The organism is Rahnella variigena, from assembly GCF_003610915.1.
GTDB classification, from domain to species: domain Bacteria; phylum Pseudomonadota; class Gammaproteobacteria; order Enterobacterales; family Enterobacteriaceae; genus Rahnella; species Rahnella variigena.
Genome location: NZ_NSDJ01000001.1, coordinates 855,758 through 872,194, shown reverse-complemented (window position 1 = coordinate 872,194; position 16,437 = coordinate 855,758). Strand labels below are relative to the sequence as shown.

The 16,437-nt window shown below is 54.0% G+C and carries 12 protein-coding genes; 7 read left to right on the top strand and 5 right to left on the bottom strand.

Annotation, left to right across the window (positions count from 1 at the left end):
- Positions 1-27: 27 nt before the first annotated feature.
- On the bottom strand, positions 28-1,032 hold the full coding sequence (gene argC, locus CKQ54_RS04035) for an N-acetyl-gamma-glutamyl-phosphate reductase (RefSeq protein ID WP_047608610.1): 1,005 nt from the start codon (positions 1,030-1,032) through the stop codon (positions 28-30).
- Positions 1,033-1,169: 137 nt separating this feature from the next.
- Between argC and argE the strand changes: the two genes are divergently transcribed.
- Together argE and ppc are read left to right on the top strand one after the other, a co-directional pair.
- Positions 1,170-2,321, top strand: coding sequence for an acetylornithine deacetylase (argE, locus tag CKQ54_RS04030; protein ID WP_120163784.1), 1,152 nt, complete (start codon positions 1,170-1,172; stop codon positions 2,319-2,321).
- Between the two features lie 290 nt (positions 2,322-2,611).
- On the top strand, positions 2,612-5,257 hold the full coding sequence (gene ppc, locus CKQ54_RS04025; protein ID WP_120163785.1) for a phosphoenolpyruvate carboxylase: 2,646 nt from the start codon (positions 2,612-2,614) through the stop codon (positions 5,255-5,257).
- 75 nt (positions 5,258-5,332) lie between these two features.
- On the opposite strand, the gene metF is transcribed toward ppc, so the two are convergent.
- The 3 genes from metF to metB form a co-directional block, all read right to left on the bottom strand.
- Complete coding sequence (metF, locus tag CKQ54_RS04020) at positions 5,333-6,241, bottom strand: methylenetetrahydrofolate reductase (protein WP_113877611.1); 909 nt, start codon at positions 6,239-6,241, stop codon at positions 5,333-5,335.
- Positions 6,242-6,483: 242 nt separating this feature from the next.
- Complete coding sequence (locus CKQ54_RS04015) at positions 6,484-8,919, bottom strand: bifunctional aspartate kinase/homoserine dehydrogenase II (RefSeq protein WP_120163786.1); 2,436 nt, start codon at positions 8,917-8,919, stop codon at positions 6,484-6,486.
- Positions 8,920-8,921: 2 nt separating this feature from the next.
- Positions 8,922-10,082, bottom strand: a complete 1,161-nt coding sequence (gene metB, locus CKQ54_RS04010; protein ID WP_120163787.1) for a cystathionine gamma-synthase — start codon at positions 10,080-10,082, stop codon at positions 8,922-8,924.
- 330 nt (positions 10,083-10,412) lie between these two features.
- On the opposite strand from metB, the gene metJ reads away from it, so the two are divergent.
- Positions 10,413-10,730, top strand: a complete 318-nt coding sequence (gene metJ / locus CKQ54_RS04000; protein ID WP_004392248.1) for a met regulon transcriptional regulator MetJ — start codon at positions 10,413-10,415, stop codon at positions 10,728-10,730.
- A gap of 153 nt (positions 10,731-10,883) precedes the next feature.
- Here metJ and rpmE read toward each other — a convergent pair whose 3' ends face one another.
- Positions 10,884-11,096, bottom strand: coding sequence for a 50S ribosomal protein L31 (gene rpmE, locus CKQ54_RS03995; protein ID WP_112289349.1), 213 nt, complete (start codon positions 11,094-11,096; stop codon positions 10,884-10,886).
- 201 nt (positions 11,097-11,297) lie between these two features.
- Here rpmE and priA point away from each other — a divergent pair, with 201 nt between their 5' ends.
- From priA to hslV, 4 genes are all read left to right on the top strand, one after another.
- The gene (gene priA, locus CKQ54_RS03990) at positions 11,298-13,493 is read left to right on the top strand and encodes a primosomal protein N' (RefSeq protein ID WP_120163789.1); all 2,196 of its coding nucleotides are present in this window, start codon (positions 11,298-11,300) and stop codon (positions 13,491-13,493) included.
- A gap of 203 nt (positions 13,494-13,696) precedes the next feature.
- Complete coding sequence (cytR, locus tag CKQ54_RS03985) at positions 13,697-14,725, top strand: DNA-binding transcriptional regulator CytR (protein WP_112289347.1); 1,029 nt, start codon at positions 13,697-13,699, stop codon at positions 14,723-14,725.
- A 100-nt stretch (positions 14,726-14,825) separates the two neighbouring features.
- Complete coding sequence (ftsN, locus tag CKQ54_RS03980) at positions 14,826-15,779, top strand: cell division protein FtsN (RefSeq protein WP_120163790.1); 954 nt, start codon at positions 14,826-14,828, stop codon at positions 15,777-15,779.
- Between the two features lie 115 nt (positions 15,780-15,894).
- Positions 15,895-16,425, top strand: a complete 531-nt coding sequence (gene hslV / locus CKQ54_RS03975) for an ATP-dependent protease subunit HslV (RefSeq protein WP_015690599.1) — start codon at positions 15,895-15,897, stop codon at positions 16,423-16,425.
- Positions 16,426-16,437: the final 12 nt, after the last annotated feature.

The window sequence follows — 16,437 nt, the reverse complement described above, 5'->3', positions numbered from 1 at the left end:
TTTGTCTGCTGACAATCAGAGAGATCGTTAAAGCAGCGATTGCGTTTCAGGGAAGCCGAAACGGATATTCATGCACTGAACCGCCTGTGCAGACGCGCCTTTCAGCACATTATCTTCCGTCGCTACCACAATCAGATGTTCGCCTTTCACCGCAAAACCAATGTCGCAGAACGGCAGCCCGACCACGTCTTTCAGTGCCGGAACACCTTTGGTGTACAAACGCACCAGCGGTTTATCGTGATAAGCATTATGGAAAGCTTCCGCCACATCCTGCTCCGTCACACCCGCGTTCAGACGGCAGGTGATGGTCGCCAGAATACCGCGCGGGAAGTTGCCCAGATGCGGAGTAAAAATCACCGGCACGCCAAGGTGTTCAGCGATTTCCGGCTGATGACGGTGACTGAAGAGTTTGTACGGCTGAAGGCTGACTTCGCAGAAGCTGTTGCCGAGCGTGGCTTTACGCCCTGCGCCGCTGACGCCGCTGGTGGCGTTGATGACCGGCCACTGGCTGTCATTGAGCAAACCATTTTCGATAAGCGGTTTCAGCGCCAGCTGTGAAGCGGTCGGGTAGCAACCCGGCACGGCAATCAGCTGCGCGTCTTTTAATTTGTCAGCCTGCCATTCCGCCAGGCCGTACACGGCTTTGTCGAGCAAATCGAGATGCTGATGCTCGAAGCCGTAGAATTCGGTGTAAAACTCAGGTTTGCTGACGCGGAAGGCACCGGAGAGATCAAACACCACACAGCCCGCCGCCAGAAACTGCGGCGCGAGGTCATGGCTGACTTCGTGCGCGGTCGCCAGAAATACCACATCGACACCTTTCGCTGCTTCCGCCACGTCAGTGAGTGGCAAAACAGGCAAATCGACGATGCCTTTTAATTGAGGATGCAAATCAGAAAGCAATTTTCCTGCATCTGCACTTTGCGCTGAAACCGTTAAACCGGTTATGTTCATATGTGGGTGGCGATTCAGGTAAGCAGCGAGTTCGGCTCCGGCATAACCTGTGGCACCGACAATCAGCGTATTCAACATAGGGCTTGTTCACCTTCTCAATTTTGGGTAGGGGCCGGATGAATTTTTTTCCGGTTTCCTTACGCGCTGGCTTATTGTATTTTTATTCACAATTATTGCATGAATATGAATACTACCCTAACTAAAGGCTGTCAACAGTGAAGATGAAATTACCTCCTTTTATTGAGCTCTACCGGGCGTTAATCGCAACCCCTTCCATCAGCGCAACAGATGCGGCGCTGGACCAGAGCAATGAGACGTTAATCAATTTACTGGCAGGCTGGTTCGGTGATTTAGGCTTCAAAGTCGAAGTGCAACCCGTTCCAGGAACGCGCCATAAATTCAATATGTTAGCCAGTACCGGCGAAGGCGCAGGCGGCTTACTGCTGGCCGGTCACACCGACACCGTTCCGTTTGATGACGGCCGCTGGACACGCGATCCTTTCACCCTCACCGAGCATGAAAATAAGCTCTATGGTTTGGGTACCGCCGACATGAAAGGTTTCTTCGCCTTTATCCTCGATTCACTGCGTGATGTTGACCTGACCAAACTGACTAAACCGCTGTATATTTTGGCGACCGCCGATGAAGAAACCACCATGGCCGGTGCCAGCTATTTCTCCAAAAACGCCAAAATTCGCCCTGACTGCGCGATCATCGGCGAACCGACGTCCCTGAAGCCTGTTCGTGCGCATAAAGGTCACTTGTCGAATGCGATCCGCATCACCGGCCAGTCCGGTCATTCAAGTGACCCTTCACGTGGCGTGAATGCCATTGAACTGATGCACGAATCGATTACCCATTTAATGACGCTGCGCAATACGCTGAAAAGCCGTTACAACCACAGTGGTTTCGTCATTCCGTACCCGACCATGAACTTTGGCTACATTAACGGCGGCGATGCGCCAAACCGTATTTGTGCCTGCTGCGAAATGCATATGGATATCCGCCCGCTGCCGGGTCTGACGCTGACCGACATTGATGGTCTGCTGAACGAGGCTCTGGCACCGGTGAGCGAACGCTGGCCGGGACGTATCATGATTGAAGAACTGCATCCGCCGATCCCTGGCTATGAGTGTCCGCCGGATCATCCGCTGGTGCAGGTGGTCGAGAAACTGCTGGGTGTGGAAACGGAAATCGTTAACTACTGCACCGAAGCGCCGTTTATTCAGGAACTGTGCCCGACGCTGGTTCTCGGACCGGGTTCTATCGATCAGGCGCACCAGCCAGATGAATATATTGATACTGCGTTCATTAGACCGACTCGCGAGCTGATTTCTCAGGTTGTTCATCATTTCTGTTATCACTGATACTGAATGACGGATTGATGAAGAAACAATCAGGGCGCTCACAGGCGCCCTTTGATACTGTACAAAACGTTGATTAGCCAAACTGATATCGTCGCTGTTGTAATTAAATTTCAGCGACATCGCCAAAAAGACCATTTTTCACGTGAGTGATCGGGGGTTTTTGGGTTAAAACAGGGGTGGCTTTTAAAAAGTGTGGCCAGGTTGGCAGGGTGAACGGGGCAAGAATGCCTGACGGGTGAAAGTTATTTACAGAATATAAAAATTAAACGAGAGAACGGGTCAGAGGTAATATGAACGAACAATATTCCGCAATGCGAAGTAATGTCAGTACCTTAGGTAAATTGCTAGGCGACACGATCAAAGATACGTTGGGAGAGCATATCCTGGATCGTGTTGAGAAAATCCGTAAGCTGTCGAAATCCTCCCGTGCCGGAAACGACGCGGATCGACAGGAATTACTGTCAACGCTGCAAAATCTCTCCAATGATGAGTTGCTGCCTGTTGCCCGTGCCTTTAGCCAGTTCCTGAATTTAGCCAACGTGGCGGAACAATATCACAGCATTTCGCCGCACGGCGAAGCGGCCAGCAATCCTGAAGCGCTGGCGCAATTGTTCGATCGTCTGAAATCCAAAAATCTCTCTGAACAGCAATTACGTGATGCCGTTGACCAGCTTTCTATCGAACTGGTGCTTACCGCGCACCCGACAGAAATTGCCCGCCGTACGCTGATCCACAAACTGGTGGAAGTGAATAACTGCCTCAAACAACTCGACCATAACGATCTGGCCGATTACGAGCGCAAACAAATCATGCGCCGTCTGCGTCAGCTGATCGCGCAGTCATGGCATACCGATGAAATCCGCAAAAACCGCCCTTCTCCGGTGGATGAAGCCAAATGGGGCTTTGCCGTTGTTGAGAACAGCCTGTGGGAAGGCGTGCCTGCTTTCCTGCGTGAACTGAACGAACAGCTGGAAACCTCACTGGATTATAAAATGCCAGTGGAAGCCGTGCCGGTGCGCTTCACCTCCTGGATGGGTGGCGACCGCGACGGTAACCCGAACGTGACCGCCGATATCACCCGTCACGTGCTGTTGCTGAGCCGCTGGAAAGCCACTGACCTGTTCCTGCGCGATATCGCAGTGCTGGTATCAGAGCTGTCGATGACCGAATGTACACCGGAGTTGCGCGAGCTGGCCGGCGGTGCGGACATCCTCGAACCTTACCGCGAAATCATGAAACAGCTGCGTTCGCAGCTGACCAATACCCAGGTGTATCTGGAAGCCCGTCTGAAAGGCGAGCGCGTTGCGCGTCCTCACGATTTGTTGGTGAAAAATGACCAGCTGTGGGCACCGCTTTACGCCTGTTACCAGTCGCTGCAAGCCTGCAATATGGGCATTATCGCCAACGGTCAGTTGCTGGATACCCTGCGTCGTGTGCGCTGCTTCGGCGTGCCGCTGGTGCGTATCGACGTGCGTCAGGAAAGCACCCGTCATACCGACGCGATTGCTGAAATCACCCGCTATCTGGGGTTAGGCGATTACGAAAGCTGGTCAGAATCCGACAAACAGGCTTTCCTGATCCGCGAACTGAACTCACAGCGTCCGCTGGTGCCGCGTCACTGGGAACCGAGCGCTGACACCAAAGAAGTGCTCGATACCTGTCAGGTTATCGCCGAAGCGCCGGAAGGCTCAATTGCCGCATACGTGATTTCGATGGCGCGTACGCCGTCTGACGTGCTGGCCGTGCATCTGCTGCTTAAAGAAGCCGGTTGCCCGTTCCCGATGCCTGTCGCGCCGCTGTTCGAAACGCTGGACGACCTGAACAATGCCGACGATGTCATGAAGCAATTGCTGAGCATCGACTGGTATCGCGGTTTTATTCAGGGCAAACAGATGGTGATGATTGGCTATTCCGACTCCGCGAAAGACGCGGGCGTGATGGCGGCATCGTGGGCGCAATATCGCGCGCAGGATGCACTGATCAAAACCTGCGAGAAAGCCGGTATTGCCCTGACACTGTTCCACGGACGCGGCGGTTCTATCGGCCGCGGCGGCGCACCGGCTCAGGCAGCGTTGTTGTCTCAGCCTCCGGGCAGCCTGAAAGGCGGTCTGCGCGTTACCGAACAGGGCGAGATGATCCGCTTCAAATTCGGTTTGCCGGAAGTCACCATCAGCAGCCTGGCGCTTTACACTTCTGCGATTCTGGAAGCCAACTTGTTGCCACCGCCTGAGCCGAAACAAGCCTGGGTGGACATCATGGAACAGCTGTCTGATGTGTCGTGCAAGATGTACCGCGGGTACGTGCGTGAGAACAAAGACTTCGTGCCTTACTTCCGCGCCGCAACGCCTGAACAGGAACTGGCAAAACTGCCACTGGGTTCACGCCCGGCGAAACGTAAAGCCAGCGGCGGCGTTGAAAGCCTGCGTGCTATTCCGTGGATTTTCGCCTGGACGCAAAACCGTCTGATGCTGCCAGCCTGGCTGGGCGCAGGTGCCGGTTTGCAGTCTGTGGTGGATGGCGGTAAACGCGACGAACTGGAAACCATGTGCCGTGACTGGCCATTCTTCTCCACCCGTATCGGCATGCTGGAAATGGTGTTTGCGAAAGCGGACCTGTGGCTGGCGGAATACTACGATCACCGTCTGGTGGGTGAAGAGCTGTGGCCGCTCGGCCAGCAGCTGCGCGACCAGCTGGCGAGCGACATCAAAGTGATTCTGGCGATTTCTAACGACGATCACCTGATGGAAGATTTGCCGTGGATTGCAGAATCCATCGCACTGCGTAATGTCTATACCGACCCGCTTAACGTGTTGCAGGCTGAATTGCTGCACCGTTCCCGCGAGCTGGAAAAAGACGGTAAACAGGATGCCAACGTAGAGCAGGCGCTGATGGTGACGATCGCCGGCGTGGCAGCAGGTATGCGCAATACCGGCTAGTTTCCGCAGAAAAGCAGCCAAAGAAAAACCCGCGAATTCGCGGGTTTTTTGTTTTCAGGATTTAAGCAGGAAAGATTACGCGCGAACCGGCACGGCAATTTCAGGACGCACACCCAGCGTGTGGCAAATCGCATAACTCATTTCTGCACGGTTCAGGGTGTAGAAGTGGAAGTCCTTCACACCTTCGCGGCTGAGGATTTTCACCATGTCCATCGCGATATTGGCACCGACCATTTTGCGGGTTTCTGCATCATCATCCAGCCCTTCAAACTGGCTGTTCATCCATTTCGGCACACGCACGTTCGTCATAGTGGCAAAACGTGTCAGCTGTTTGAAGTTGGAGACCGGCAGAATGCCCGGCACGATTTCCACATCAATGCCCTGACCGGCGCAGCGGTCACGAAAACGCAGGTAGCTTTCCACATCGAAGAAGAACTGCGTGATGGCGCGGTTGGCGCCGGCATCAATTTTACGCTTCAGGTTAATCAGGTCAGACTGCGCGCTTTTGGCTTCAGGATGCACTTCCGGATAAGCCGCGACCGAAATATCGAAGTCACCCACTTCTTTCAGCAACTGCACCAGATCGGTGGCATACATTTCCGGTTTGCCGCCGCCTGCCGGTAAATCACCGCGCAGGGCCACAATGTGACGAATGCCGCTGTTCCAGTAATCCTCTGCAATCTGGCGCAACTCATCCCGGCTGGCATCGATACAGGTCAGATGCGGAGCCGCTTCCAGACCGGTACGTTCTTTAATGCCTTTGATGATGCTGTGCGTACGGTCGCGCTCGCCTGAGTTCGCGCCGTAAGTCACAGAGACAAACTTGGGCTTGAGGCTGCTGAGACGGTCAATAGAGCTCCACAACGTGTCTTCCATTTCGCTGGTACGCGGCGGGAAAAATTCGAAAGAAACGTTAATCTGACCTTGTAACTCGGCCAGATTCTGGTTCAGCGCTTCGCGCTGGTTTGCGTGGAAAAAGCTCATAAACACTACCTCATGGATCACTGCGTTTTATTATGATTCGTTATGATGGACGTTTGGACGTCTAAACGTATAGATAGAAAATGACGTAAAGCGGACAAAGTGTCAACGTTAAAATGAGGGCAAGGGATGATTAATCTTCACGCAATCTGAAAGAATTTCACTTTGGGAAGGTTTTGCTGCGGGGAAGGTGCGGAAAAGTGAAGAACAGCCCTTACGGTAAGTACCGGAAGGGCTGAGATAAATTACAGAAGTTGCGTCAGGCGGTTAAGGTCAGACTGCAATGCACCGGCGGTGACATCACGTCCTGCCCCCGGCCCGCGGATCACCAGCGGGTTATCGCGATACCAGCGACTTTCGATGGCAAACACGTTATCGCATGGCAACAGGGAAGCCAGAGGATGATCTTCACGCACAGCTTCAACTCCAACGCGTGCTTTGCCGTTCGCATCGAAACGCGCTACGTAGCGCAGCACCAGACCCATTTCGCGGGCAGCTTCCAGACGCTGTAGCATTTGCTGGTTCAGCGCCTCGCCGTCTTCAAAGAACTGATCGACAGAACCGTGCGCACAGCTTTCCGGCACCAGTGATTCCACTCGAACCTGCGTCGGCTCGATGTCATAACCGGCTTCACGCGCCAGGATCACCAGCTTACGCATCACATCCTGACCGGATAAATCATCACGCGGATCCGGTTCAGTCAGCCCCTGTTGCCACGCCAAATCCACCAGTTCGGTGAACGGCAGCGTGCCGTCAAATTGCAGGAACAGCCAGGACAATGTGCCGGAAAAAATCCCGCTGATGGCCAGAATACTGTCGCCGCTTTCGCGTAAATCACGCACCGTATGGTTAACCGGTAAACCGGCACCGACCGTGGCGTTATATAGCCAGTGGCTGTCGGTTTTGGAAAACGCGTCGCGGATCTGACGGTATTTATGGGTATCCGACGCGCCCGCCAGTTTGTTGGCGCTGATGACGTGGAAACCATAGCTGGCGAAATCCAGATACTGATCGGCCAGTTCGGCGCTGGCGGTGACGTCCAGCACCACTAAATCGTCATAGGGATGCGCACGCATCCACAGGAACAGCGATTCTTCGTCGTGCGCCTGCGATTCATCATCAAAGAAGGCCAGAGCACGGCTGGCATCCAGTCCCTCGTAATTGAGCAAACTGCGCTTGCTGTCGACCACACCGGCCAGCACAAACTCAAAACCGCTGCGGGCAGAAATGTTCTTTTGCTCGCGGGCAAACAGTTCCAGCCAGCGGGAACCGATATTGCCTTTACCAAACAGCATCAGACCGATTTGCTTTTCAGCACGGAACAGCGTTTTGTGCAGCCCCTGAATCAGGTGCGCGGTCGGGCCGATACGCAGCACGGCGACCAGACTGATACCGTCTTCCGCCTGCCAGATAAACTCTACCGGCTGATCCTTCATTTCCTGATAGAAACGGTGGCTGTGAAGCGGGTTCTTGCACACGCCCGCACCGACCAGCGCTACCAGCGCCAGCCCTTCACGCAGCGTCAGACGCGCCGGAAGTGCCGCTTCTTCAATAACTTGCAAGGCGCTTCCCGCCACTTCGGAGGTGTAGCACAGTTGCAGCAAATTACGGTCCGGGTGAATGCCGGTACACAGCGGTTTGATCTGCGCGCGTTTGAGCAGCAGCTCGACATCTTTTTGCGCCAGGCCAAAATCGTGGCCGGATGGAATGACCATCTCGATCAGACAAATATCATCGTGACTGGTGACAATTTTTGCACCGGTACCGGAAGCCAGCACGCGTTCAATACGCGTTGAGCCCTGCTCCGGCTGATAGCTGCAACGCAGCTGTAAATCGATATCGCTGCCGGAAACCGGCTGAAGCGTACGGGTGTGCAGCACCGGAGCCGCCAGACGCGCCAGTTCACTGGCTTCATCGAGACGCAGCAACGGCAGCAGGCAGGCATCTTTCACTTTACGCGGGTCAGCGCTGTAAACACCGGCCACGTCACTCCAGATGGTCACGCGGCTGGCATCAGCCAGTGCGCCAATCTGGGTGGCGGAATAGTCACTGCCGTTACGTCCCAACAGTACGGTTTCACCCGCATCGCTGCGGGCGATAAAGCCGGTGACGACCAGATATTGCTGAGGATGTTGCGCCAGCAGTTGTTGCAGCAGCGGATACGAACGGCCTTCATCGACCTGAGGTTGAGCGGCACGTTCGGCACGCAGGAATTCACGCGCATCCAGCCAGGCGGCCGGTAATTCCAGTTTGCACAGCACCGCAGACATCAGGCGCGCAGACCAGACTTCACCGTGCCCGACGACTTCGGCGTAAATCGCATCAGTCATTTTGCCATCAAGCAAAACAGCCAGACGTTCGAGATCATGAATAAACGAAGCAATAAGCGGTTCGGCCATTTCCGGCGGCAACAGGCCGGTTATCAAATCACTCTGATAACGGCGCAAAGCCTGCTGAACCTGATGCGCGGCAATTCTGTCTGTCTGGCTGAGTTTCAGCCAGCTGATCAGCTGGTTGGTTGTACTGCCCGCCGCCGACACCACCATCATGTCGCCCGGTTTGGCATACTCGGCCATGATCCCGGCGACGCGCAGATAACATTTCACGTCGGCCAGACTGCTACCACCAAATTTGTGCAACTGACGGCTTCCCGCCGGCGCTGCAACCGCTATTGCATTCATACTTACCTCGTTGCCACTGACTGGAATGCATGTTCCAGATCAGCAATCAAATCTTCGCTGTCTTCAAGACCTACAGAAATACGGAGCAAGCTGTCAGAAATCCCGGCGGCTTTACGCGCTTCCGGCGCCATGCCAGCGTGCGTCATGGTCGCGGTATGAGAAATCAGGCTTTCGACGCCCCCCAGTGATTCTGCGAGGGTAAATAACTTCAATTCTTTCAGGAAATGACGCAGCTGAGCTTCATCTCCGTTAAATTCAAAACTGATCATGGCACCGAAGCCACGTTGCTGACGGCGGGCAATGTCGTGCCCCTGGTTTTCCGGCAGCGACGGATGATACAGCTTTTTGACCTGCGATTGTTTCTGTAAATAAGCAACAATTGCCAGTGCATTTTCCTGCTGCTGTTTCACGCGAACCGTCAGCGTGCGCAGACCACGCAATAACAGATAGCTGTCAAAAGCTGCAGCGGTCACACCAATGTTGTTCGCCCACCACGCCAGTTCTGTCGCGTGTTCGGCGGTCTTAGATATTACCGTACCGGCGACCACATCAGAATGCCCGTTAAGATATTTCGTACACGAATGAACGACTAAATCCGCGCCAAGTTGTAGCGGATTTTGCAACGCCGGGCTGAGGAAGGTGTTATCCACCACGGTCAGCGCACCGGCGGCGCGGGATGCGTCACAAATCGCCTGAATATCCACCACGCGCAGCAACGGGTTGCTCGGGGTTTCTATCAGCACCAGCTTCGGTTGTTCTTTCAGTGCTTCGGCCAGCGCCTGCGGGTCGCCCTGATCGACAAACAGCACGCGATACGCGCCGCGTTTGCTCAGGCTGTCGAACAGACGATAGCTGCCGCCGTAGCAATCGTGCGGTGCCAGCAGTAAATCGCCAGGTTTCAGAAAGACTGTACACACCAGATGAATAGCAGACATACCGCTGCTGGTCAGTACCGCGCCGGCACCGCCTTCCAGATCCGCCAGCGCTTTCTGGACAACATCACGTGACGGATTACCGCGACGCGAATAGTCATGGGCTCTTGGCTGATTGAAATCTTCAAAGTTGTAGGTACTGGAAAGGTAGATTGGCGGAACAACACAACCATATTGCTGATCATTGTTCAGGCCACTGCCTACGGCAATGGTGGCTTGCTTGTGCGTCATAATCATTTCTTCCTGACGAAATGCGGAGGATGAGGGTGTCAAGAGTAACGCCCGGAGTTATAGACGTCAATACATCTGGACATCTAAACTTCTTTGCGTATAGATTGAGCAACAGAGCAATACCCGCTAAAATTATGGCGTTAATGAAGATGTCAGGCAGATCTGTCGCGCTGAGGTTATTGAGCGCAAGGTGACAAAACGAATAATGCCGCAGGAGAAATCGTGAGATATCCCTGTCAAATTCCGACATTTATTTAGTGAGAACAGTGAAAATCGGGCATAATCACGCGGTTTTCAGAATTTTATTTTTTGATAAATTTAAGGTGTCCCATGGCTGAGTGGAACGGCGAATATGTCAGCCCTTACGCTGAACACGGTAAGAAAAGCGAACAAGTTAAGAAAATTACGGTATCCATTCCGCTGAAAGTCCTCAAAATTCTGACTGATGAGCGTACCCGTCGCCAGGTGAACAACCTGCGTCATGCGACCAACAGTGAATTATTGTGTGAAGCTTTCCTTCATGCCTTCACCGGTCAGCCTTTGCCGAATGACGAAGACCTGCGTAAAGAACGCAGTGACGAAATCCCGGAAGCGGCGAAGATCCTGATGCGTGAACTGGGTGTGGATCCTGATACCTGGGAATACTGATCGCAGCTGCACAGAGATATGCTGAAAGACCGTGCGACCCGTCGCGCGTTTTTTCAGTGTCTTTGTGAGAAAAGAAGGTTTGTCTGGCGGGAAGTGAAACGACAGGCAACAAAAAAGGCGCCTAAGGCGCCTTTTTTTGCTCTCAAGCGTAGCTTATTTGCTGCTTGGAACGCTGAAACGCTTGTTGAAGCGGTCAACGCGGCCACCGGTAGCCACTTCACGTTGCTTACCAGTGTAGAACGGGTGACATTCGCCACAAACGTCCAGGTTCAGATCGTGACCCACAGTTGAGTGAGTTTTGATAACGTTACCGCATGAGCAGTTTGCAGTAACTTCTACGTATTTAGGGTGAATACCTTTTTTCATGGAAAACCTCTTCTTAAGGCCGCGTCGCTATCCAACCCTGTTCTGTCAGACACCACGCGTAGTGGATGATAGGCTTTGAGTACGAAATGCACCAAAGGCGGCGAATCATACAGAATCTCTGAGAACCGCGCAATGATGTTCATGCATTTCGAAGGACACAGTGTACACTATCTCGTCATTTTTTTATAGTCTGGATCCACAATGCCTGTTGCCCACGTTGCTTTACCTGTCCCGCTTGCCCGTACTTTCGACTATCTGTTGCCACCTGACATGGCGGTTTCAAAGGGTTGCCGGGTCAGTGTGCCTTTCGGTAAACGCGACGCTATCGGCATTGTCGTCAACGTCAGTGAATCCAGTGATTTTGGCCTGGATAAGCTGAAACCGGTACGCGAAGTGCTCGACAGTTCCAGTCTGTTTACCCCTGATTTGTGGCGCATTCTGTTCTGGGCAGCCGACTATTATCATTATCCGATTGGTGAAGTGCTGTTCCATGCGCTGCCGGTATTACTGCGCCAGGGGAAACCCGCCGAACTGACGCCGCTATGGCAATGGTTCGCCACCGAACAGGGGCGCGCTACGCCGCTCGACAGCCTCAAACGTGCGCCAAAACAGCAGCAGGCCATGGCTGCGCTGATGCAAAAGCCGCTGTATCGCCATCAGGTCGCCGATCTTGATCTCACGGATACGGCGTTGCAGGCGTTACGCGCCAAAGGTCTGACGGATTTACGCAGCATCGCGCCCGCCACGCTCGACTGGCGCAAAGATTTCTCGGTGGTCGGCGAGCGTTTACGGCTCAATACTGAACAGGCCACCGCCGTTGGCGCGATCCGCAGTGAAGATCAGCAGTTTTCCGCCTGGCTGCTGGCCGGTGTGACCGGTTCAGGTAAAACCGAAGTGTATCTGAGCGTACTGGAAAACATTCTGGCGCAAGGGCGGCAGGCGCTGGTGATGGTGCCGGAAATTGGCCTGACGCCGCAAACCATCGCGCGTTTTCGCGAACGTTTCAGCGCGCCGGTGGATGTGCTGCATTCCGGCCTGAACGACAGTGAGCGTCTCGCCGTCTGGCTGCGGGCGCGTAATGGCGAAGCAGGCATTGTGATTGGTACGCGCTCTTCGCTCTTTACGCCATTCGCGCGTCTCGGCGTTATTATTATCGATGAAGAACACGACAGTTCTTATAAGCAGCAGGAAGGCTGGCGTTATCACGCGCGGGATCTGGCGGTATACCGCGCTCATGCGGAAAATATCCCGATTATTATGGGCTCTGCGACCCCTGCGCTGGAAACCCTGCACAACGTGGAACTGGGGAAATATCGCCAGCTCAAACTGACCAAGCGCGCCGGGAATGCCAAACTTGCCCGGCAGAATTTGCTGGATTTAAAAGGGTTGCAGCTGAAAGTCGGGCTGTCGCAGCCGCTGATCCAAAAAATGCAGGAACATCTGAAAGCCGATAATCAGGTGATGTTGTTCCTGAATCGCCGGGGTTATGCACCTGCCCTGCTTTGCCACGAATGCGGCTGGATTGCCGAATGCCAGCGCTGTGACCACTATTACACCCTGCATCAGAATCAGCGCCAGCTGCGCTGCCACCATTGCGACAGCCAGCGCGCTGTGCCGCATCAGTGTCCGCACTGCGGATCGACACAACTGGTTTCCGTCGGTGTTGGTACCGAACAGCTGGAAAACGAACTCGCGCCGTTGTTCCCGGATACGCCCATCACGCGAATTGACCGCGATACCACCAGCCGTAAAGGCTCGCTGGAACAACATCTGAATGAAGTCCATCGCGGCGGCGCGCGCATTCTTATCGGCACGCAGATGCTGGCGAAAGGGCATCACTTCCCGGACGTCACACTGGTGTCATTATTAGACGTCGACGGCGCGCTGTTCTCGGCGGACTTTCGTTCTGCCGAGCGCTTTGCCCAGCTTTATACTCAGGTTTCCGGTCGTGCCGGTCGTGCAGGGAAACAGGGTGAAGTCGTGTTGCAGACGCACCATCCGGAACATCCGTTATTGCAGGTTCTGTTACAGCAAGGCTATGACGAGTTCGCCAGACAAACGCTGGCGGAGCGCAAAAGCGTGTTTCTTCCTCCTTTTACCAGCCATATTCTGATCCGCTCTGAAGATCACGATAATCAGCAGTCCGCGCTGTTTCTCCAGCAGTTACGCAATTTGCTCGAATCCAGCCCGCTGAAAGATGATTCGCTGTGGATTTTAGGGCCGGTTCCCGCCTTGCAGCCTAAACGCAGCGGACGCTTCCGCTGGCAGTTGCTGCTACAGCATCCTTCACGGCGCGTTTTACAGCATCTGATCAAAAGTTCTCAGCCGTTGATTGCCAGCCTGCCGCAGGCTAAAAAAGTGAAATGGACGCTGGATGTGGACCCGATTGACAGCTGATCCCTGAAGGGAATCCGCATAATTAGTCAGGATTTCTGCGTGATGGATCGAAAAAAGCATCTGCATCACACTTTTAATGCAAATTAGGTAACAAATCCTACTCACATTCTGTTTAGAATGTGATGTGCTACACATCATCGGTAGCCAGGTGAGGAATGTTGATGTTGTTGTGTCAGTTTGATGCTGTTGCAAGGAGAGAGACGTTGGAGCACAAGAAAGAATTACCCGCCGCGACAATGAAAGATGTGGCTGAACAAGCAGGCGTTTCAACAGCAACGGTATCCCGCGCGTTAATGAATCCGGAGAAAGTCTCCGCCTCTACCCGTCAAAAGGTTGATCAGGCCGTCATGGCTGTGGGTTATTCTCCTCACGCCCTGTCCCGCAACCTGAAACGTAACGAATCGCGTACGATTTTGGTGATCGTCCCGGACATCTGCGATCCGTTTTTTTCAGACCTGATCCAGGGGATCGAACGCACAGCGGCTGAAAGCGGTTATCTGGTGCTCATCGGCGATTGCGCCCAACAGAATCAGCAAGAAAAAACCTTTATCAATCTGATCATTACCAAGCAAATTGACGGCATGTTGCTGCTCGGCTCCGATTTACCTTTCGACGCCAGCAAGGAAGAACAGCGCAATCTGCCACCGATGGTGATGGCTAACGAATTTGCGCCGGAACTGGAACTGCCAACGGTACACATCGACAACCTGACCGCCGCGTTTGAAGCCGTACATTATCTTCTCAAACTGGGACATCAGCGCATTGCCTGCATCGCCGGGCCGAAACATATGCCGCTGTGCCAGTACCGTTCACAAGGCTATGTGCAGGCACTGCGCCGTAACGGGCTAAGCGTCGAAAAGCAGCTGACGGTTGACGGTGATTTTAGTTATGAATCCGGCGCACAGGCTGTTACCGAACTGATGTCGCTGCCGGAGCCGCCAACGGCAATTTTTTGTCATAACGATATTATGGCGATTGGCGCGATGTTCCAGGCGAAAAAAATGGGTCTGCGCGTCCCGGAGGATCTCTCGGTTGTCGGCTTCGATGACATTAAGGCCAGCCAGTATACCGATCCTCCGCTGACCACCGTCGCGCAGCCAAGATTCCAGCTTGGTCGTCAGGCCATGTTATTATTACTTGAGCAGTTACAGGGAAATCAGGTACAAAGCGGTTCATTGCTGCTCGACAGCGAACTGGTTGTGCGTGAAAGCACCGCCGCTCCCAAAGCGTGAGTCAGTTTTGATGGCTGTTCAGTGATTTTAATTTCAGTAAATGTTCAGGGTTGAGTAACATGACGCACTTCTTCATTCATCACGACACAGCGAAACGATAGTGGCACAAAGAGACTATGTAAGCCGTGGGCGCTCAGGAGCGCGGCGGAAAAGTACCAGCCGGAGTAAAAAACGCAGTTCCCCAACGATCTCCAAAACCATGGTGGTGTTAGCCGTTGCGGTGCTGGTGGTGTTTGTCGGTGGCCTCTATTTTATTGCGCACAATAAACATGAAGAAGCGGTGGTATTGCCGACGCATCCTGTCCGTCCGGGTAATGGATTGCCACCTAAGCCAGAAGAACGCTGGCGCTACATCAAAGAGCTGGAAAACCGCCAGATGGGCGTGACCACGCCAACCGAGCCGACTGCCGGGGGTCAGGTAGAATCCAAGACGCAGCTGACACCGGAACAACGTCAGTTGCTCGAGCAGATGCAGGCCGATATGCGCCAGACGCCGACACAATTGTCGGAAGTGCCGTATAACGACCCGAATCAGGCGACACAAACGCGTACAGCGCCAGCACAGCGCCAGGTTCAGCAACAACAGCCGACGTACGCGCAGCAGCAACCGGTACAGACTCAGCCGCGTCAGGTGCAGCCAACGTATACGCCGCAAACGCAGCCAGTACGTGCGCCGCAGGCTCAGGTGCAAACACAGGCCGTTCAGCCAAAACCGAAACCACAGGTCAAAGAACCGGTGAAAGAGGTGCCGAAAGAAGTGGCGAAACCGCAACAACCGGCGGCAATCACGCAGGTCGCACCAGAAAAACCGAAAGCGCAGGAAAAAACCCAGCACTTTGTGGTTCAGTGCGGTTCGTTCAAAGGGTCTGAGCAGGCGGAATCCCAGCGCGCCAAGCTGGCATTCGAAGGTTTTGAAGGCCGGATCACCACCGGCGGTGGCTGGAGTCGCGTCGTCATCGGCCCGTACAACAGCCGTTCTGGTGCTGACAGCACACTATCGCGCCTCAAAGGCGCTGGCATCTCCGGTTGCATTCCCGTCGCAACCGGGGGTTGAAAACCCGTAATCCTTCCCCAATCTATACTTTCAATATGCCCCGTAAGTTTGTGAGACACGCTCAGTGTCCCGCAAACCTGCGGGGATCTTTTCCGTCTGCAACGAGGAACCGCTCGTGACAACAATTGTAAGTGTACGCCGCAACGGCAAGGTCGTTATTGGTGGTGATGGCCAGGCCACATTGGGAAATACCGTCATGAAGGGCAACGTCAAAAAAGTACGTCGCCTGTATAACGACAAAGTGATCGCCGGTTTTGCTGGCGGTACTGCTGATGCCTTCACGCTGTTTGAGCTGTTCGAACGCAAACTGGAAATGCACCAGGGTCATCTGGTGAAAGCCGCCGTTGAACTGGCAAAAGACTGGCGTACTGACCGTATGTTACGTCGTCTGGAAGCCCTTCTGGCCGTGGCCGATGAAAACGCATCCCTTATCATCAGCGGTAACGGTGACGTTATACAGCCTGAAAACGATCTGATCGCGATTGGTTCCGGTGGCCCGTACGCGCAAGCGGCAGCCCGTGCATTGCTGGAAAACTCAGAGCTTGAAGCACGCGACATCGTCGAAAAATCGCTGAGCATCGCCGGTGACATCTGCATCTACACCAACCAATTCCACACTATCGAAGAATTGTCTTCTAAAGCGTAAGGATCGAAAATT

Bases quoted from the DNA above. Each gene is read 5' to 3' on its own strand.
- argC (WP_047608610.1), bottom strand. From the start codon at position 1,032: ATGTTGAATACGCTGATTGTCGGTGCCACAGGTTATGCCGGAGCCGAA.
- ppc (WP_120163785.1), top strand. From the start codon at position 2,612: ATGAACGAACAATATTCCGCAATGCGAAGTAATGTCAGTACCTTAGGT.
- metF (WP_113877611.1), bottom strand. From the start codon at position 6,241: ATGAGCTTTTTCCACGCAAACCAGCGCGAAGCGCTGAACCAGAATCTG.
- CKQ54_RS04015 (WP_120163786.1), bottom strand. From the start codon at position 8,919: ATGAATGCAATAGCGGTTGCAGCGCCGGCGGGAAGCCGTCAGTTGCAC.
- metB (WP_120163787.1), bottom strand. From the start codon at position 10,082: ATGACGCACAAGCAAGCCACCATTGCCGTAGGCAGTGGCCTGAACAAT.
- metJ (WP_004392248.1), top strand. From the start codon at position 10,413: ATGGCTGAGTGGAACGGCGAATATGTCAGCCCTTACGCTGAACACGGT.
- rpmE (WP_112289349.1), bottom strand. From the start codon at position 11,096: ATGAAAAAAGGTATTCACCCTAAATACGTAGAAGTTACTGCAAACTGC.
- priA (WP_120163789.1), top strand. From the start codon at position 11,298: ATGCCTGTTGCCCACGTTGCTTTACCTGTCCCGCTTGCCCGTACTTTC.